Origin of the sequence: Bacillus tequilensis KCTC 13622 (assembly GCF_000507145.1) — a bacterium.
GTDB lineage: Bacteria > Bacillota > Bacilli > Bacillales > Bacillaceae > Bacillus > Bacillus tequilensis.
The window spans coordinates 85,319-103,068 of the sequence record NZ_AYTO01000001.1 but is presented as its reverse complement, the minus strand read 5'-3'; the positions used below and the strand labels follow the sequence as shown (position 1 = coordinate 103,068).

Below are 17,750 nucleotides of genomic sequence, written 5' to 3'. Positions count from 1 at the left end.
TTGAATGCGGTTATTGTTAATGCAAAACGAACGATCTTTGGTAAACAGAACGGGCTGCTGAAGCCATTTCTTCCGGAAGATTTGGCAGCCCCCATCATCAGCTGTCTCAGCCGAAAGCTGGAGGATCAAATCGATGAGGTCATTTTCGGGAACGCGACCGGCAGAGGCGGGAACCTCGCCAGGCTGTCAGCACTGCAAGCCGGACTGCCTTTTTCGGTTCCCGGGATGACGATAGACAGACAGTGCGGCTCCGGCCTTGAAGCTGTGCGCTTTGCCTGCACGCTCATTCAAGCGGGAGCCGGTACGATGTATATCGCGGGCGGCTCAGAGAGCAGCAGCCAATCGCCTTTTTCAGAGCGGGCCCGCTTTTCTCCAGAGTCTATCGGCGATCCCGGCATGGGCATCGCGGCAGAATATACGGCGTCACGCTATTCCATCAGCAGAAGCATGCAGGATGAATATGCGCTTCTCAGCCATCAACGCAGCAGAAGCGCGCATGATGAAGGATGTTACCGAGAAGAAATTGTTCCTCTCGGAGAATTGGAGACGGATGAAGCATTTCTGAAAAAGCGGCCGATAGAAGCGATAATCTCCCGTGCGAAACCGGTTTTCGACACCGGCTCCGGAACAGTCACGGCAGCCAACAGCAGCGGCATATCAGACGGAGCGGCCGCTCTCCTTGTAATGGAAGAAGAAAAAGCGGCAGCGCTGGGGCTCAAACCTATGCTCCGGTTTATCGGCAGCGCCGTCAGCGGGATTCACCCAAACTATCCGCCCGCAGCACCGGTTGATGCGATCCGGAAGCTCTTAGCTGCACACAATGTAACACCTGACGATATCGATTTATTTGAAATCAATGAAGCCTTTGCCGTCAAAATTTGTGTCTGCTCGCGAGAACTCGGTATCCCCTTTTCAAAAATCAATGTGCGCGGCGGCGCGTTAGCTTTGGGTCATCCGTATGGCGCATCGGGTGCAGCTCTGGTCACAAGATTGTTTTATGAGGCGCAAAGACGGACAGACTGTCAATATGCCGTTGCGGCCATCGGAAGCGGCGGCGGAATCGGACTGGCTTTATTATTTGAAATTCTTCCCTAGGCTTTTTCATAGGATGCGTTGCTTTGATTTAGTATAATAGCGGTATGACCAAAGTCAGGAAGGGGATTATATGACAGCCGTTTGTTTAGTAAGACACGGAGAAACCGATTGGAACCGGCAGCAAAAATGCCAAGGCAAAACTGATATCCCGCTAAACGCGACAGGTGAACGCCAAGCAAGAGAAACCGGAAAATACGTAAAGGATTTTTCTTGGGATGTCATTGTAACGAGCCCGCTGAAAAGAGCGAAAAGAACTGCGGAAATCATTAATGAATTTCTGCATCTTCCGATTGTCGAAATGGATGATTTTAAGGAACGCGATTACGGCGATGCGGAGGGCATGCTGCTGGAAGAACGGACAAAGCGCTATCCGGATAAAGTCTATCCGAATATGGAAACGCTGGAAGAGCTCACTGACAGGCTGATGGGCGGTTTGGTAAAAGTGAATCAGGCGTATCCAAACCAGAAGGTGCTGCTCGTCGCGCACGGCGCAGCCATTCACGCACTGCTGACGGAAATCTCCGGCGGTGATCCAGAGCTTCAAAGCACACGCCTTGTCAACGCCTGTCTCAGCAACATTGAATTTGCAGAAGAGAAATGGCGGATTAAAGACTATAATATCAACAGCCACTTATCCGGCTTTATCAAATAAGAAAAGACAGGCGTCCGCCTGTCTTTTCTTTTATTTTTTATTAGCTGGCATCTCTTTCTGAAGCTCATTCAAAATGGCGTCCGCCCCGTCCACACTGCGGCGCAGAGACCATGCTGCGCGGTCCACGCGGTACACGTGTCCGTTTTTCACTGCCTTCAGCTTCTTCCAAAGCACATTCTCTTCGATGGGGCGTTTGCCGTCCGCATTGATATCATCTGTTTTTCCTGTCATCAGGATGATCACATCCGGATCGGTTTTCAACAGCTTCTCCAGCGTCATTTTCACGTTCACTGAGTCGCCGCCATTGCTTAATTCGCTGTTGCTTGACGTGCTGATCGCATATCGGTAGCCAACCTGTGTTAAAAGTCTTGATGTGAAGAAATTCTCATCTCTGGCCATAATCGTGTCATTTGTGCTTCCGATCAAAAGTACGGATTGGCTGTTCGCGCTGATTTTCTGCTTTGTCTCGCTCATCTTTTCTTCATGCGCCGTCAGCTTTTTCTCCATTTCCTTCTCCTTGCCGACTGCTTTTGCAATCGTAAGTGAAGCGTCAATTGTATCCTGGTAATCAGCATTTAAATTATGGAGCGCGATCGTCGGCGCGATTTTTTTCAGCTGATCGTACACCTTCTTATGACGGGTTGTGTCAGCAATAATGAAATCGGGTTTTAATGAAGCGATTTTTTCCATGTTTGGCTGTGAGCGGGTGCCGACAGATGTGTAGCCGTCCATTTTCTTCAGCACATCTTTGTTGATCAGCTGCTTTGCTTTATTGTCATCGGCAACCCCGACAGGCGTAATGCCGAGATCAAGCAGCGTGTCGATAAAACCAAGCTCAAGAACAACAACCCGCTTCGGATTCTCAGGCACATTTGTCTTCCCTAAATCATGTGTGATTGCGACTTTATTTTCTTTGCTGTTTTGACTGCCGCTCGAAGAGGAGCACGCAGCCGTTAAGACAGAAAGAAGTAAAACTGTAAGAATAATCAGTGTTTTTTTCATACGTTCCAGTCTCTCCTGTATATAGTTTCTGCGATAAAGATGTCCAAGAAATAGTATAACACGGAATGATAATCATTATCACAAATTATTTTTCAAAAGTTCAGCTTATAAGAAAAACTCGTTTCTCACATAATGAAGTGGATGGATCAAAACAAATGAAAGCGTAACATGATGTACACAAAAAGGCTTGCAGAAAACCCAGCCTTCTCTGCAAGCCGAACCTGTTAAAGCTTTACAAGCACTCTTCCTTGAATGCGATTTTGCAAAATATCTTTTAACGCTGCCGGCGCTTCTGCCAATGATACTTCTCTGTCCACGACAGCCTCCAGCTGATCAGGCTTGAGATCAGAAGACATGCGGTCCCAAACGGCTGCCCTGACCTCCATCGGACAGTACACTGAATCAATTCCGAGCAGGCTGACCCCGCGAAGAATAAATGGATACACCGTTGCGGGAACCTCTCCCCCGCCCGTTAAGCCGCTCACCGCGACAGCTCCGCCATATTGAATGTTGCTTAACAGCGAGGCAAGCTGTTTTCCGCCGACAGGATCGACCGCTCCCTGCCATAGCTGCTTGGACAGCGCCTTAAGCGTTCCGTCATAGACATCTTCCCTGCTGATCACTTCGCTTGCACCGAGACGCTTCAAATAATCAGCCGCCTCCCGGTTTCCGGTGCTTGCCGCCACTTCATAGCCCCGCTTGTTCAGCATCGACACCGCAATTCCGCCGACACCGCCGGTTGCTCCTGTGACAAGCACGCTCCCTTTTTCCGGAGACAGGCCGTTCTGTTCAAGCCGATGCACCGATAACGCCGCGGTAAATCCAGCTGTTCCGTACATCATCGCTTCTTTTAATGAAAGATTCTCCGGCAAAGGCACCAGCCAGTCACCAGGGACTGAAGCATATTCACTTAATCCGCCATCGCGGGAGACACCGAGCTCATAGCTTGTCGCAATCACCTCATCCCCTTCGGTAAAGCGCGGATCATTGGAAGAGACGACCGTACCCGCAGCATCAATGCCCAAAATAAGCGGATACTCTCTGACGACATTGCCGCCTGCTTTTCCAGCCAGACCATCTTTATAATTGATACCGGAATAAGCAATTTTAATGAGGACACCGTCTTTCGGCAAATCCTCTGTTGACATGGTTTTCACATGGACTGAAACATCATCGGCATTTTTCTCTGCCCGCAATGCTTGAAATAACGTTGACATTCGGCACACTCCTTTTCATTTCTATCGTAACCGAAGAACGTCCAAAAAACCAAATCATCAAGCTCCCATTTTTCACTTAGCCGGCACATTGAGATGATAGTGAACAAATGCTGTTTCCTCTTTGTAACCGCTTTGCTCATACAAACTTCTTGCCGTCCGATTGTGGTGTTCCGTTTTAAGCGATAAACAGCTTGCCCCATTTTCTGCAGCAAAATCCTTTGCGGCAGACAGCAGCCGTCCGCCGGCTCCCTTTGTTCGCGCATGAGGTGCAACAAATAAGTCATTTAATATGTAGATTCTTTTCATTGACACAGAAGAAAACGTTGGGTAGAGCTGGGTAAAACCTATGAATTCTCCACTTTCTTCCGCGATCAAAATAATAGACTCGTCATGTTCCAGACGCGCTTTCAAAAAAGCCTTTGCCCCCTCCAGATCAGACGCCTGCTTATAAAATCCCCGGTACTGGTTAAACAGCGGCGCGATGGACGCTGCATCTGATGTGTTTGCTTGGCGAATGTTCATTGTATTTCCTCCCTCTCTATAATCGTTTCATTTTATATTCAATAGAATTTTCTGTAAAGTTCATTTTCAGAATACTTTTATCAGCATGCATTGAAAAAATATCACAATAGTATTCGTTAAACCCACGGAAACATATGCAGGCCATTTGAAGTGTTTTTTTCGACACGAGTTTGCCGGGGCGCAGGAGCATTTAACCTGAAAAAGTCTGGAGACTCAGCGTAATGAACATTTACACATGCCTATTTTCGTTCTTTTCTGTATGAAAATAGTTATTTCGAGTCTCTACAGAAATAGCGAGAGATGATATACCTAAATAGAAATAAAATCATCGCGAAAAAATAGGTCTACTAAAATATTATTCCATCTATTACAATAAATTTACAGAATAGTCCCTCAAATGAGGCTAATCTGAATATTTTTTAAAAGGGAGAGGGTAAAGAGTGAGAAGCAAAAAATTGTGGGTCAGCTTGTTGTTTGCGTTAACGTTAATCTTTACGATGGCATTCAGCAACATGTCTGCGCAGGCTGTCGGAAAAAGCGGTACAGAAAAAAAGTACATTGTCGGATTTAAACAGACAATGAGTGCTATGAGTTCCGCAAAGAAAAAGGATGTTATTTCTGAAAAAGGCGGCAATGTCCAAAAGCAATTTAAATATGTTAACGCAGCCGCAGCAACATTGGATGAAAAAGCTGTAAAAGAACTAAAACAAGATCCGAGCGTTGCATATGTGGAAGAAGATCATATTGCACATGAATATGCGCAGTCTGTTCCTTACGGCATTTCTCAAATTAAAGCGCCGGCTCTTCACTCTCAAGGCTACACAGGCTCTAACGTAAAAGTCGCTGTTATCGACAGCGGAATTGATTCTTCTCATCCTGACTTAAACGTCAAAGGCGGAGCAAGCTTCGTACCTTCTGAAACAAACCCATACCAGGACGGCAGTTCTCACGGCACACATGTAGCCGGTACGATTGCCGCTCTTAATAACACAATCGGTGTTCTGGGCGTAGCGCCAAACGCATCGTTATATGCAGTAAAAGTTCTTAACTCATCAGGAAGCGGCCAATACAGCTGGATTATTAACGGCATTGAGTGGGCCATTTCCAACAATATGGACGTGATCAACATGAGCCTTGGCGGACCTTCTGGTTCTACAGCGCTAAAAACAGTCGTTGATAAAGCCGTTGCCAGCGGTATCGTCGTTGCGGTTGCAGCCGGAAACGAAGGCACAAACGGAAGCTCAAGCACAGTCGGCTATCCTGCGAAATATCCTTCTACCATCGCGGTAGGTGCGGTAGACAGCAGCAACCAAAGAGCTTCATTCTCAAGCGTAGGTTCTGAGCTTGATGTGATGGCTCCTGGCGTATCCATCCAAAGCACACTTCCTGGAGGCAAATACGGTTCTTACAATGGAACGTCTATGGCGACTCCGCACGTAGCCGGAGCAGCAGCGTTAATTCTTTCTAAGCACCCAAATTGGACAAACACGCAGGTCCGTGATCGTTTAGAAAGCACTGCAACAAACCTTGGAAACTCTTTCTACTATGGAAAAGGCTTAATCAATGTACAAGCAGCAGCACAATAATAATAAAAAGAAGCAGGTTCCATACCTGCTTCTTTTTATTGATCAGCGTCCTGTTCTGAGGCAGGATGCTCTGATGCATTCTCTTGTTCGGCGTGTTGAATCCGTTCCATAATGGAAGGGTGGCTGCCTCTGAAAATCTTTACAAGCACGGGAGGATCAACCTGACTCAGTCCCGTCACAGCCAAATCCTGAAACGTTTTGACAGCGGCTTCTCTATTCTCCGTCAGCTCAATCCCATATTGGTCAGCCTGATTCTCCTCATAGCGCGAGACAGCATTAGAAAAAGGCGTAACCGCAAAGCTCAAAATGGAAAACAAAAGCATTAGCAGCGGCAGTGCTGCAAGATCATGCCGTCCCTCCAAATGAAACATGCGGCGGGTAAAGCGAACCGTCCGCTTGAAAAGCTTATCAACGATATAAAATCCGGCTAGCGACACGAGCAAATAGCCAGCCAGCCCGATATAAACATGCTTCATGACATAATGGCCCATTTCGTGGCCCATAATAAAGAGAATTTCTGAATCGTCAAGTTTGTTCAGCGTCGTATCCCACAATACAATCCGTTTGTTAGCCCCAATTCCAGTGACATAGGCATTAAGCGCATTTGTTTTTTCAGACATGTTCACTTCATACACATGGTCTGCCGGAATATTAGCTTCTTCTGCCAGCTCTAAAATTTTGGTTTCAAGCTCTTTGTTTTTTAACGGATAGAAATCATTGTATAAAGGATCGATAATGACCGGCTGAATAAAAAACAGAAACAGCGAAAATGGCACTGTTAACAGCCAGGCGTATAACCACCATTTTTTTTCATGTCTTTTGATCAGCCAATAAAACACGAGAACGCAAAGCGTAAAGATCGGGAAGCTGATCCAAAAGCTGATAACCTGATCCTTAGCCCAGCTCGCTGCTGTCTGTGTGGAAATGTTGTAGTCAAGCGATACTTGATAGCCTATCCAATCTAAAGGCAGCGTCACCAACGCTGTGATCAGCGAAAGCACAAACACAAAACCACTGATCTGCAAAAACCGAAAAGGCACGGCTGCTTCCATCCACTTCTTGATTTTCTTTGACGCGCCGCTGACAAGCAATACAAAGAACAAGAACCAATCAAGAGGAATCCCGATAAAAAATAAAAAATTCTTTACATTCGAATACTGCTCGGCCACTGCCAATTCAGACGGCTTCATGAAAGAAGCCGGGTCAGCCTGCGTCCCTTTCACAGCCTCCGGTACTGCGGAATCACCGGACAGAAAAAAATACCAATAAAAAAACAGCCCGTACAGCACGTAAGCAAGCCCTGCTGCCGCAATCCACTTGCGCATAACACCTCACTCCTCACATCAACCCGTTACTTCTATTGTAATCATAAATTGAAATTCTTAGAACCAAGCTATGTGTCCGTACTTTTCCTTCCTTTTAGGCATGGAAACCCGGATCACTGGGAAAACTAACAATGTTTGGAGTGATGCAAATGAAAAAAATAGTGGCAGCCATCGTGGTAATCGGTCTCGTGTTTATTGCATTTTTCTATCTTTACAGCCGGTCAGGTGATGTGTATCAATCGGTAGACGCGGATTTGATCACACTGTCTTCAAGCGGCCGGGAAGATATCAAGATTGAAAAAAGGCAGCATGTCAAAGATATGCTGGACATTATGAATCAGGGAAAACAGCTGAAAACAGAAAAAACAGCAGCTCCTGATTACGAAGGGACAATCAAGTTCCATAAAGACCGGTACGACTCATTCAGACTGTGGATTGACGGGAGCCGGCAAGCCGTTTTTTTGAAGGACGGCACATATTACAAATTAAGCAAAAATGATACAAAGGCGCTGCTAAACATTATTAAAAAAGAAGCAAAGGATTGAAAATGAAAAAGCGAAGCTCGCCGCTTCGCTTTTTTCGTATTATTGAGGCAAAATATCTCTCAGCGCCCGTCTGAGCAGCTTCCCCGTCGCATTTTTCGGAATGTCGTCAAGAAACGTAATCTCGGCAGGCCGTTTGTATTTCACCAGATGTTTTTCACAGTGCTCCATGACATCCGCTTCTGTTACGCCAGAGTGTTTCGGCACAACATATCCCTTTACCGCTTCCCCGCTTTGAGGGTCCGGCACGCCGATGACAACCGCCTCTTTGACATCCGGGTGGCTGTACAGCACCTCCTCCACCTCACGTGGATACACATTGTATCCTCCTACAATAATCATGTCTTTTTTCCGGTCAACAATGTAAAAATAACCGTCCTCATCCCGTCTTGCCAAGTCCCCAGTATAAAGCCACCCATCTTTTAATGCATGCTTTGTTTCCATCGGCATTTTATAATAGCCTTTCATCACATTGGGGCCTTTTACGATCAATTCGCCGACCTTGTGAGCAGGAAGCTCGCGTCCGAGCGGATCTACGACCTTGTTTTCGACATGTAATATACTTGTCCCGATCGAGCCCGGCTTTCTGCCCCTGTCAAATGGGTTAAAGCACGTCACGGGTGATGCTTCTGAAAGCCCGTAGCCTTCCAAAATGGTCACGCCGAATTTTTCTTCAAATGCCGTCAGCAGTGCGACTGGCATGGCCGCACCTCCAGAAATGCACAGACGGATGGAAGAAAAGTCATCTTTTCTCCCCTTTTCATGCTGAAACAAGTAATTATACATCGTCGGCACGCCGGCAAAAATGGTGGCCTGCTTTTCTTTAACAAGCTTAAAAACAGATGCCGGACTGAATTGAGGTTCAATCAAGATCGTTGCGCCGCTCATCAGAGGGGCATTCATGCAGACGGTTAAACAAAACACGTGAAACATGGGAAGAGCGCAGACCACATTGTCCGTCTCATCCATTCCCAAATAGCCGGCGACATCGTTGGCATTGCTGTACAAATTCTGATGGGTCAGCATGGCGCCTTTCGGTTTTCCGGTCGTTCCTGACGTATATAGGATGACCGCGGTATCATCAGGGACAAGCTCCGGGCTTTGTTTAGAGACAGATGCCGGACGCAGCATTTTTGCAAACGTTGTCATTTTCATTTTGACCTCTGGATCGGAAGCTTCAGGCTCGGCGTCTCCCGTCGGACACAAAATGACGAGTTCAACCTTTGGCAGTGATTCATGCATGCTTTCATAAAGCGGCAAAAGCTGATCAGCGCCTACGATCGCCTTTACATCCCCGTTTGTCAGCATATAACCTATTTCTGTCGGCGTATACATCGGATTGATAGGCACGGCCACAACCCCAGCCTTTAACGCACCAAAAAACGCGATGATAAAATCAGGCGAATTGCCAAGCAGCAAAGCAAGATGGTCCCCTTTCTCCATACCGGCTTCCTGAAGGCTGTCCGCAAATCGCTGAATGTGTGCATTCAGCTCCTGATACGTCATCATGTGATCCTTAAACCTGCATGCGGTGCTGTCGGGCTTCTCAGATGCTGTCTCTTCCAATTTCGAAACGAGATTCATTCTCCCACCCCTTAAAGTGAATGAATAGTCATTCATTATTGAAGATAAGCTTTCTCATTCATTATAGGGAAACAGAAAAAAACACTCAAGAGCAAAAAGCCCCGAGTGTCAGTACTGTTATAGTTTCTTTAATGCTTCGGCAATCGGTGTATCTCCTTCTGTCAGGTCAAAGGCCCGATTTTCCGTATTGGTTTCATCCAAAGAGGCAATGACCGTTTTCGCAACGTCCTCACGGGAAATGAATCCCCGCTCCAAATCGGCGGCTGCTGAAACAGTTCCCGTCCCAGGCTCATTGCGAAGGCCTCCCGGGCGGATAATCGTATAGGTTAAACCGCTTGCTTCCAAAATTTTATCAGCATAATGCTTGGCCACATAATATGGTTTAAGCGACTCATTCCAATTTTCACGGTTGTGAGCTTGCAGGGCGCTGACCATAATAAACCGTTTGATTCCTGCGATGTCCGCGGCTTCAATGGCTTTTGCCGCTCCATCTAGATCAACCAGCAGCGTTTTATCATAACCTGTGCTGCCGCCGGAACCCGCTGTGAAAATCATCGCGTCGCAGCCTTTTGCCGCGGCGGCGATTTCTTTCGGGCTGCCTTCAAGATTGGCAAGCACGGCTTCTGCACCGGCAGCTTCGAGAGGCGCTTTCTGTTCTTCTTTTCTGACCATCGCTCTGACGGAATGATCAGGATTGTCTTGGAATAAAGAAACAAGTTTTTGTCCGATTTGTCCGTTCGCTCCGATTAAAAACACCTTCATGTGAATCCCTCCTGTCTCCATTATTTCAAAAACACAGCCGCTCATTCAAACAATGTGTTTTGCCTTAATAAATCAGATCAAGGAAATCCTCTTTCGTAATGTTCCCAAAGTAATGCTTGAGATTTACACCTTCCAGCACATCAGCGATGACGCTGCGTTCGTATTGTTTTCCGACCAGCAGGTTTTCAACTTCAGATACATCGCCGGCACCGAAGAAATCTCCGAAGATTTTGCAGTCCTCAATTTTGCCTTTCTTGACTTCCAAGCGCAGATCAATCGACCCAATCGGGTAACGTTTCGAATGATTGAGGTTAAACTTCGGTGAGCGGCCGTAGTTCCAATCCCAATTCTGATAGCGCTCTTTCGAAATTTGATGAATGACCTCCCAATCTTTCTCCGTCAGCTTATACTCTGGAACATTTTGAATGTCATTTGTGTTAAAGATATGGCGAAGCAAATGGCTGCGGAATTCTTCCGTCGTCATTTTATCATCGAGAAATTCACTGATGTTAGCCACGCGGCTTCTGATCGACTTGATGCCCTTTGATTCAATTTTATCCTTTTTCACCTTTAGTGCTGACACAACATGATCAATGGCAGAATCAAACATGAGGGTGCCATGGCTGAAAATGCGCCCTTTTGTCGCAAACTGGGCGTTTCCGGATATTTTCCGGCCACCCGCTACAATATCGTTGCGGCCGCTTAACTCCGCTTCAACGCCAAGCTGGCGTAATGCCTGAATTACAGGTTCAGTGAACTTTTTAAAATTATGAAAGCTGTCTCCCTCATCCTTTGTGATAAAGCTGAAGTTCAAGTTCCCCAGATCATGATATACAGCGCCTCCGCCTGATAAACGGCGGACGACGATAATCCCGTTTTCCTCTACATATTTTGTATTAATTTCTTCTATTGTATTTTGGTTTTTCCCAATAATAATAGACGGTTGATTCACATAAAAGAGCAAATACGGCTGATTAGGATCTAAATGCTTTACACAGTACTCCTCGATAGCAAGATTGATCCGCGGATCATTAATATGTTGATTGTCTATAAATAACATGGTGTTCCCCCTTTATCCTTCCCACACAAAACCTGATGCCGCAATATTCACTTCGCCGTTAAAAACGGTTTTCGCTTCTTTGCGAAGATGGTCATGCACGCCGAAATGCGGCAAATGCGTCAGCATCAGCTCTCCCGCTCCCGCTTCTTTGGCAATTCGCCCGGCCTCCAAGCTGTTCATATGCCCTGCGCTTGTCCCATCTTGATCGGCATAAAAATTGCATTCTGAGATTAGCAAATCGGCATTTTCCGAAAACGGAATAAATGAATCCTGATAGCTCGAATCAGCGGTATATACGACAGTGTGGCTGCCGTCGGTAATTCTCATAGCATAGCACGTCACCGGGTGAATCGTTTTTAAAAAGGTAATTGTAAACGGACCGATAGTCAGCGGCTGATCCGGCTGATAGGCAATCCCTTTCGTATGTGTTTTATATGTAAGCTTTTGAAACTGTTCTATATCAGCATCATGCCCGTAAATCGGAAGCGTATCGTCTCCTTTGCCGAGAAATGAACCGACTTGTTTGGCAAACTGGAGCGGCCCGATGTCAGCAATATGGTCATGATGATAATGAGACAGAATGACCGCATCCAGCTTTTCCGCCGGTACATATGCGAGCAGCTTAGATAATACGGCACTGCCGCAGTCGACAAGCAAAGAATAATCACCCGATTGAAACAAATAGCCTGACGTCGCTTCATTTGCGGCTGGAAAACCGCCATAGCATCCGATAACTGTAACTTTCATAATGTCCTCCTATCTTTTCAAAAAAGTTGATCCCCTTCAATATACCCATTTTTCTTAAAAAAAGCATGTTTTAAACATTGTATCAAAACAGTTATTGATTTTTAAAATCTGTTATATTACAATAAAATGACTACAAATGGAAAAGAGGGATTGGTTATGCTGGGAAAAATCACAGAATTTTTTAGAAACCTGCCTTCGAAAAAGTGCGCGGAATGCGGAAAAAAGATTGAAGAGCAACATGAGTGTTATGGTAATATCTGCAATGACTGTATAAAAGTAAACGATTTGTAATGAGCGAAAATCCCGCGCCTTACGCGCGGGATTTTCTTATTTTTTCTCGTGTTTCTTCATTTGAAATGATAGTCAGGTTAGGTCAAAGTTCACCAGTTTTTAGATAATTCTGGTGATTTTCATAATACCATTGAATATTCTTTATTTTCGAAATATAATTTACTATAGACGAATTCATTTCTTATCTATTATAATTTGATCTAATAGTGAGATTAAATATATGTCTATTCATGATATATGTTGATACTTTGTTTTTCGGGAGGTAATCTATGAAAAGAATTAGGTTTGGATTAGCCACACAAATATTCGTTGGACTTATTTTAGGTGTCATTGTTGGCGTTATTTGGTATGGTAACCCAGCATTGCCAACTTACCTGCAGCCAATCGGGGATCTCTTTTTACGCTTAATCAAAATGATAGTGATTCCTATTGTTGTCTCAAGCTTAATCATCGGTGTAGCCGGTGCAGGAAATGGAAAGCAAGTCGGTAAATTAGGCTTCAGAACGATTCTGTACTTCGAGATCATCACAACATTTGCCATTATTCTCGGACTAGCCCTTGCAAACATCTTCCATCCGGGTACAGGAGTTAATATACACGAAGCTCAAAAATCGGACATCAGTCAATATGTTGAAACCGAAAAAGAACAAAGCAATAAATCAGTGGCGGAAACGTTCCTGCACATTGTGCCGACAAACTTCTTCCAGTCCTTGGTTGAAGGGGATCTTCTTGCCATCATCTGCTTTACAGTGCTATTTGCATTGGGAATTTCCGCGATCGGTGAAAGAGGCAAGCCTGTATTAGCCTTTTTCGAAGGCGTCTCCCATGCCATGTTCCACGTTGTAAACCTTGTGATGAAAGTAGCGCCATTTGGCGTTTTCGCGCTAATCGGAGTGACTGTGTCTAAATTCGGGATCGGTTCTCTTCTCTCTCTCGGAAAGCTCGTTGGATTGGTGTATGTCGCGCTTGCTTTCTTCTTAATTGTCATATTTGGAATTGTCGGAAAAATCGCCGGCATCAGCATCTTTAAATTCCTTGCATACATGAAGGATGAAATCTTACTGGCGTTCAGTACGTCCAGTTCTGAAACAGTTCTTCCGCGCATCATGGAAAAAATGGAGAAAATCGGCTGTCCGAAAGGCATTGTTTCATTTGTGATTCCGATCGGATATACGTTTAACTTAGACGGTTCTGTTCTCTATCAATCTATTGCCGCGCTGTTTTTGGCGCAGGTATACGGCATTGACTTGACGATTTGGCACCAAATTACGCTTGTGCTCGTCCTAATGGTGACATCTAAAGGGATGGCCGCTGTTCCAGGAACTTCTTTTGTTGTCCTGCTTGCAACCCTTGGCACCATCGGCGTTCCGGCTGAAGGACTTGCCTTTATTGCCGGCGTAGACCGTATCATGGATATGGCACGTACAGTTGTCAACCTGACTGGAAACGCGCTTGCGGCCGTTGTGATGTCCAAGTGGGAAGGCAAATTTAATCCTGCAAAAGCAGCAACTGTTATGTCCCAATCGAAACCAAATCAAAACGCAACCATTTCCGGTTAATAAAAAGCCAGCGGGGTTCTTGCCCCGCTGGCTTTTTTAGTCTTTCACAAGCTCAAACAACTCTGTAATCAAAACCGTATCTTCATTCAGCTCCAGGTCACCATTTTGGATCAGCTCCTCCCATGCGGTCCGATGGTCTTCCTGAAATTCCTCAATTCGCTCGCCATTGCCCTCTCCTTTGACTAACCTTATATCAGGCGCTCCAAAGGTCGTTTCAAACACATCTGTCACTTTTATATTGCATCTCGGTTTGTCATGCTTATCATAAACGGTAACAAGCTGCCCCGCTGTTTGATACACTTCACTCAATTCATCTTTTGAATATAAAGATTTCGGTGCGCACGTGGCTGTTTTTTCCCCCGCGAGGATTTGCTGAATCAGCTGTTCCCCTAAGCCGTCATCCCCCTCCCAGCCGAATGTGCTTTTCAGCTCATAAATTTTCATTTTAACTCCCCCCTATACCATTGGTGACTGTATATAATAGTACAGAAGCTTAGCCGTATGGCGAAGAGAGGATTTATGGGTGCGTTCAAACGCATGCGACGCGTCAATTCCCGGCCCGATGAGGCCATGCACAATATCATGCCCGGATTTGATTGCTGCCGATGCATCCGACCCATAGTACGGATAAATATCAAGCTTATAGTCGATATGATACTTCTCAGCTAAATGGACTAAATGCTTTCTGAGCTGATAATGATACGGCCCGCTCGCATCCTTTACACAGATTGATACTGAATATTCATCCGTCGCCTGCCCATCACCGATAGCCCCCATGTCAACCGCCAAATATTCGACCGTTTCAGGAGGAATATTCGAATTTCCGCCGTATCCGATCTCTTCATTATTGGAAATGAGAAAATGAGTTGTATACGGCAGTTCAATGTCTTCTGTTTGAATTTGATGGATTAAGCGGAGCAATAAAGCGACGCTTGCTTTGTCATCCAAATGGCGCGATTTAATAAATCCGCTTGATGTGATCTCGACGCGGGGATCAAACGACACAAAGTCACCGACGCCAATGCCGAGCTCCTCCGTATCTTTCCGGCAGTGAACAGGCTCATCAAGGCGGATCTCCATATTTTCTTGATTCCGTTCAGCTTTTCCCGCGTCCTTGTACACATGAACAGACGTTTGATGCATTAAAATGGTGCCTGTATACGTCTTCCCAGAGGCGGTTTCAATTTGGCAATACTCGCCCTCAATCGAGTTGTAGCGGAAGCCGCCGATCAAATCGATTTTCAGCCGGCCGTCAGCTTTAATTTCTTTTACCATAGCGCCGAGGGTGTCTACGTGCGCCGTCAGCATGCGGTGCCGGGATGTATCATGTCCGGGAAGCGTTGCAATTAAGCCGCCCTTATGATTCCGAACCGTTTCTACCTTCCATTCTTTTAAAAGGCTTTCAATATAGTTGATCACCTCATATGTATTTCCTGTCGGGCTTGGAATCGATACAAGCTCTTTAATGAGCTCCATCGTTTTACGTACGGACGTCACAGGACATTCCTCCTTTTATTTTTCTATTTAAAATATACTCTTTTCTCGAGGAACTCGTCCAATCTTTTCCTATCAATCTCTCATATGCTGTAGAGAGCATGGGAAGAGGAGGGGTATCTATGTGCTGTCGTCATTCACATGAACGGAAACATCATTGTCACGATTGGTTTGATGATTTTTGGTTCTTTGACGAGTGGTTCGATGAAGATTTCCACGACCATTGCGAGAAAAAGAAAGAACGCCATGACCCTTGCGAGAAAAAGAAGAAAAAGAAACACCATTGTTTCTCTTGTAAAAAACACAGACACTCTTGCTGTCATTGGTAAAGACTGAGTCAGACATATTCTGATAACCCATGCTTAATGAATATTTTCATTCACATGTTTCCAAGCGGGCTGTGCTGCTGCTTGGACCTTTTATTGAAACAGCCCTTTTGCTTTTACAATCCAATAAACTGATACGGCCGCTAGCAGAACAACAATGATCTCAACAGCAGCAGCCTGTTCTATTATTCTTTTTTGGTATAAAACCGCCGGCACATTAAAGAGCGCATGTAAAAGAATTGAATACAGCAAAAACAGCAGCCGGCGGCTTTTAACCGCATACAGGACAACTAGCGACAAGCCGATCTGGACAGCAATCGCACTCATTCTTTCTATTCCGCCCAGCAGCCATTCATACGAAGGAGTATGCAGCAGCTGCTCCCGAATGGGCAAAAGCGCCTGTTTCATGTCATCATTAATCAAAAGCTGTTCAAATGTTCCGCTATTAATCGCAAACGCATATACAATAAGCGAGATAGAGGACAAGCCTGTAATCATGACAGCCTCAAGCCCTCCATGGCCCGTTCCGAACGCCAACCCGTCCGACCAGGCTTGATGGCGCTTCAAAAAAAATCTCATCATGATATACCTTCCGCACTCCTCAAAAATCCCGGCCATCAAGCAGCCGTAAATGCCATACCACAATGGATTTCGCATGGCTTCTTTCGTCATTTCATTCATTTGAAGTACATAAACATGAACGCCGCCCTCCAACAGCTGGGCAAAGACAAAAAATGTGAGAGCGCCAATAAAAAATACTTTAAGCGCAGCGCCATACTTTCGCTTAAACCATACAATCAGCCCGATCGGCAACAAAAACGCAATAGCCCCTGATATCGCCATAAAGACTATTGCTCCTTGACTGACCATCTTTCAGCCTCCTTTTCTATTTCATAGATTCTCTATTTCATCATTTCTCTTTTTTTATGAAAAAACCTTCTTTTTAGTACCAGATACTAATATCTAGTGTTATAATCTGACCATAAGGAGTGATTCATATGTCAAAAGCAAAAATCACGGCTATCGGGACCTATGCGCCGAGCAGACGCTTAACCAATGCCGATTTAGAAAAAATCGTTGATACATCTGATGAATGGATCGTTCAGCGCACAGGCATGAAAGAACGCCGGATAGCTGATGAACACCAATTCACCTCTGATTTATGCATCGAAGCAGTGAAGGATCTTAAGAGCCGTTATGAAGGGACACTTGATGACGTGGATATGATCCTTGTCGCCACAACAACATCCGATTACGCCTTTCCAAGTACGGCATGCCGTGTGCAGGACTATTTCGGCTGGGAAAACACCGGCGCGCTGGATATTAATGCGACGTGCGCCGGACTGACATACGGCCTTCATTTGGCAAACGGATTGATCACATCCGGGCTTCACCGAAAAATTCTCGTCATCGCCGGAGAGACACTCTCAAAAGTAACGGATTATACTGATCGAACGACATGCGTTCTGTTTGGCGACGCTGCGGGTGCGCTGTTAGTGGAACGAGATGAAGAGATACCTGGATTCCTTGCGTTTGTCCAAGGAACAAGCGGAAACGGCGGAGATATTCTGTACCGTGCCGGACTTCGTAATGAACTAAACGGAGTGCAGCTTGCCGGTTCCGGTAAAATGGTCCAAAACGGACGCGAAGTGTATAAATGGGCAGCGAGAACCATCCCCCGCGAATTTGAACGCCTTTTACAGCAGGCAGGATTGACAAGTGGCGAGCTCGATTGGTTTGTCCCTCACAGCGCGAACTTGCGCATGATCGAATCGATTTGTGAAAAAACACCGTTCCCGATTGAAAAAACGCTCACCAGTGTCGAATACTACGGAAACACGTCCTCTGTTTCGATTGTATTGGCCCTGGATCTTGCAGTGAAAGCCGGGAAGCTGAAAAAAGATCAAACTGTGATGCTTTTTGGATTTGGCGGCGGTTTAACCTATACAGGATTGCTTATCAAATGGGGTATGTAATAAAAAAAGA

The 17,750-nt window shown here is 45.6% G+C and carries 19 protein-coding genes; 7 read left to right on the top strand and 12 right to left on the bottom strand.

The features are described 5' to 3' along the window. Together V756_RS0100535 and phoE are read left to right on the top strand one after the other, a co-directional pair. Entirely contained in the window at window positions 1-1,095 is a 1,095-nt protein-coding gene (locus tag V756_RS0100535) for an acetyl-CoA C-acyltransferase (protein ID WP_024712921.1), read from the top strand. A gap of 70 nt (window positions 1,096-1,165) precedes the next feature. Then, a complete protein-coding gene (phoE, locus tag V756_RS0100530; RefSeq protein ID WP_024712920.1) occupies window positions 1,166-1,747 on the top strand; it encodes a phosphatase PhoE in 582 nt (193 codons plus the stop codon). Window positions 1,748-1,777: 30 nt separating this feature from the next. Here phoE and V756_RS0100525 read toward each other — a convergent pair whose 3' ends face one another. The 3 genes from V756_RS0100525 to V756_RS0100515 all read right to left on the bottom strand — a co-directional run bounded on the left by V756_RS0100525 (window position 1,778) and on the right by V756_RS0100515 (window position 4,488). Next, window positions 1,778-2,749, bottom strand: a complete 972-nt coding sequence (locus tag V756_RS0100525; RefSeq protein ID WP_024712919.1) for an ABC transporter substrate-binding protein — start codon at window positions 2,747-2,749, stop codon at window positions 1,778-1,780. A gap of 224 nt (window positions 2,750-2,973) precedes the next feature. Continuing rightward, window positions 2,974-3,966, bottom strand: a complete 993-nt coding sequence (locus V756_RS0100520; RefSeq protein ID WP_024712918.1) for an acrylyl-CoA reductase family protein — start codon at window positions 3,964-3,966, stop codon at window positions 2,974-2,976. A gap of 72 nt (window positions 3,967-4,038) precedes the next feature. Beyond that, window positions 4,039-4,488, bottom strand: a complete 450-nt coding sequence (locus V756_RS0100515) for a GNAT family N-acetyltransferase (RefSeq protein ID WP_024712917.1) — start codon at window positions 4,486-4,488, stop codon at window positions 4,039-4,041. 440 nt (window positions 4,489-4,928) lie between these two features. Here V756_RS0100515 and V756_RS0100510 point away from each other — a divergent pair, with 440 nt between their 5' ends. Then, window positions 4,929-6,074 carry a S8 family peptidase gene (locus V756_RS0100510; RefSeq protein ID WP_024712916.1) on the top strand — a complete coding sequence of 382 codons (1,146 nt, stop codon included), beginning with the start codon at window positions 4,929-4,931 and terminating at the stop codon, window positions 6,072-6,074. Between the two features lie 35 nt (window positions 6,075-6,109). Here V756_RS0100510 and V756_RS0100505 read toward each other — a convergent pair whose 3' ends face one another. Further along, window positions 6,110-7,399 carry a M48 family metallopeptidase gene (locus V756_RS0100505; RefSeq protein ID WP_024712915.1) on the bottom strand — a complete coding sequence of 430 codons (1,290 nt, stop codon included), beginning with the start codon at window positions 7,397-7,399 and terminating at the stop codon, window positions 6,110-6,112. A gap of 149 nt (window positions 7,400-7,548) precedes the next feature. On the opposite strand from V756_RS0100505, the gene V756_RS0100500 reads away from it, so the two are divergent. Beyond that, window positions 7,549-7,944 carry a YhfM domain-containing protein gene (locus tag V756_RS0100500; protein WP_024712914.1) on the top strand — a complete coding sequence of 132 codons (396 nt, stop codon included), beginning with the start codon at window positions 7,549-7,551 and terminating at the stop codon, window positions 7,942-7,944. A 39-nt stretch (window positions 7,945-7,983) separates the two neighbouring features. Here V756_RS0100500 and V756_RS0100495 read toward each other — a convergent pair whose 3' ends face one another. The 4 genes from V756_RS0100495 to V756_RS0100480 form a co-directional block, all read right to left on the bottom strand. After that, on the bottom strand, window positions 7,984-9,525 hold the full coding sequence (locus V756_RS0100495) for a fatty acid--CoA ligase family protein (protein ID WP_024712913.1): 1,542 nt from the start codon (window positions 9,523-9,525) through the stop codon (window positions 7,984-7,986). Between the two features lie 117 nt (window positions 9,526-9,642). Then, on the bottom strand, window positions 9,643-10,287 hold the full coding sequence (locus tag V756_RS0100490) for an SDR family oxidoreductase (RefSeq protein WP_024712912.1): 645 nt from the start codon (window positions 10,285-10,287) through the stop codon (window positions 9,643-9,645). 64 nt (window positions 10,288-10,351) lie between these two features. After that, entirely contained in the window at window positions 10,352-11,347 is a 996-nt protein-coding gene (gene lplA / locus V756_RS0100485; RefSeq protein WP_024712911.1) for a lipoate--protein ligase, read from the bottom strand. 12 nt (window positions 11,348-11,359) lie between these two features. Beyond that, window positions 11,360-12,094: an MBL fold metallo-hydrolase gene (locus tag V756_RS0100480; protein ID WP_024712910.1), complete on the bottom strand. Its 735-nt coding sequence runs from the start codon at window positions 12,092-12,094 to the stop codon at window positions 11,360-11,362. Between the two features lie 156 nt (window positions 12,095-12,250). Here V756_RS0100480 and yhfH point away from each other — a divergent pair, with 156 nt between their 5' ends. Then, on the top strand, window positions 12,251-12,385 hold the full coding sequence (yhfH, locus tag V756_RS01000000121635) for a protein YhfH (RefSeq protein WP_003244802.1): 135 nt from the start codon (window positions 12,251-12,253) through the stop codon (window positions 12,383-12,385). Window positions 12,386-12,654: 269 nt separating this feature from the next. Beyond that, window positions 12,655-13,944: a glutamate/proton symporter GltT gene (gene gltT / locus V756_RS0100470; protein WP_024712909.1), complete on the top strand. Its 1,290-nt coding sequence runs from the start codon at window positions 12,655-12,657 to the stop codon at window positions 13,942-13,944. A gap of 36 nt (window positions 13,945-13,980) precedes the next feature. Here gltT and V756_RS0100465 read toward each other — a convergent pair whose 3' ends face one another. The 4 genes from V756_RS0100465 to V756_RS0100450 all read right to left on the bottom strand — a co-directional run bounded on the left by V756_RS0100465 (window position 13,981) and on the right by V756_RS0100450 (window position 16,634). After that, a complete protein-coding gene (locus tag V756_RS0100465; protein WP_024712908.1) occupies window positions 13,981-14,388 on the bottom strand; it encodes an ASCH domain-containing protein in 408 nt (135 codons plus the stop codon). A 12-nt stretch (window positions 14,389-14,400) separates the two neighbouring features. Next, the gene (locus tag V756_RS0100460; RefSeq protein ID WP_024712907.1) at window positions 14,401-15,441 is read right to left on the bottom strand and encodes a M42 family metallopeptidase; all 1,041 of its coding nucleotides are present in this window, start codon (window positions 15,439-15,441) and stop codon (window positions 14,401-14,403) included. Between the two features lie 134 nt (window positions 15,442-15,575). Continuing rightward, entirely contained in the window at window positions 15,576-15,761 is a 186-nt protein-coding gene (locus tag V756_RS1000000124675; protein ID WP_309222365.1) for a hypothetical protein, read from the bottom strand. Between the two features lie 96 nt (window positions 15,762-15,857). Further along, window positions 15,858-16,634, bottom strand: a complete 777-nt coding sequence (locus tag V756_RS0100450; RefSeq protein ID WP_024712905.1) for a YhfC family intramembrane metalloprotease — start codon at window positions 16,632-16,634, stop codon at window positions 15,858-15,860. A 128-nt stretch (window positions 16,635-16,762) separates the two neighbouring features. Between V756_RS0100450 and fabHB the strand changes: the two genes are divergently transcribed. After that, window positions 16,763-17,740 (top strand): beta-ketoacyl-ACP synthase III FabHB, encoded by a 978-nt coding sequence (gene fabHB / locus V756_RS0100445; RefSeq protein ID WP_024712904.1) that lies wholly within the window; start codon window positions 16,763-16,765, stop codon window positions 17,738-17,740. The last annotated feature ends 10 nt before the right edge of the window (window positions 17,741-17,750 follow it).

Coding starts and splice junctions, on each gene's coding strand:
- V756_RS0100515 (WP_024712917.1), bottom strand. CDS start 4,488: ATGAACATTCGCCAAGCAAACACATCAGATGCAGCGTCCATCGCGCCG.
- V756_RS0100450 (WP_024712905.1), bottom strand. CDS start 16,634: ATGGTCAGTCAAGGAGCAATAGTCTTTATGGCGATATCAGGGGCTATT.
- lplA (WP_024712911.1), bottom strand. CDS start 11,347: ATGTTATTTATAGACAATCAACATATTAATGATCCGCGGATCAATCTT.
- yhfH (WP_003244802.1), top strand. CDS start 12,251: ATGCTGGGAAAAATCACAGAATTTTTTAGAAACCTGCCTTCGAAAAAG.
- V756_RS0100465 (WP_024712908.1), bottom strand. CDS start 14,388: ATGAAAATTTATGAGCTGAAAAGCACATTCGGCTGGGAGGGGGATGAC.
- V756_RS0100525 (WP_024712919.1), bottom strand. CDS start 2,749: ATGAAAAAAACACTGATTATTCTTACAGTTTTACTTCTTTCTGTCTTA.
- V756_RS0100520 (WP_024712918.1), bottom strand. CDS start 3,966: ATGTCAACGTTATTTCAAGCATTGCGGGCAGAGAAAAATGCCGATGAT.
- V756_RS0100500 (WP_024712914.1), top strand. CDS start 7,549: ATGAAAAAAATAGTGGCAGCCATCGTGGTAATCGGTCTCGTGTTTATT.
- V756_RS0100490 (WP_024712912.1), bottom strand. CDS start 10,287: ATGAAGGTGTTTTTAATCGGAGCGAACGGACAAATCGGACAAAAACTT.
- gltT (WP_024712909.1), top strand. CDS start 12,655: ATGAAAAGAATTAGGTTTGGATTAGCCACACAAATATTCGTTGGACTT.
- V756_RS0100480 (WP_024712910.1), bottom strand. CDS start 12,094: ATGAAAGTTACAGTTATCGGATGCTATGGCGGTTTTCCAGCCGCAAAT.
- fabHB (WP_024712904.1), top strand. CDS start 16,763: ATGTCAAAAGCAAAAATCACGGCTATCGGGACCTATGCGCCGAGCAGA.
- V756_RS0100495 (WP_024712913.1), bottom strand. CDS start 9,525: ATGAATCTCGTTTCGAAATTGGAAGAGACAGCATCTGAGAAGCCCGAC.
- V756_RS1000000124675 (WP_309222365.1), bottom strand. CDS start 15,761: ATGACAGCAAGAGTGTCTGTGTTTTTTACAAGAGAAACAATGGTGTTT.
- V756_RS0100505 (WP_024712915.1), bottom strand. CDS start 7,399: ATGCGCAAGTGGATTGCGGCAGCAGGGCTTGCTTACGTGCTGTACGGG.
- phoE (WP_024712920.1), top strand. CDS start 1,166: ATGACAGCCGTTTGTTTAGTAAGACACGGAGAAACCGATTGGAACCGG.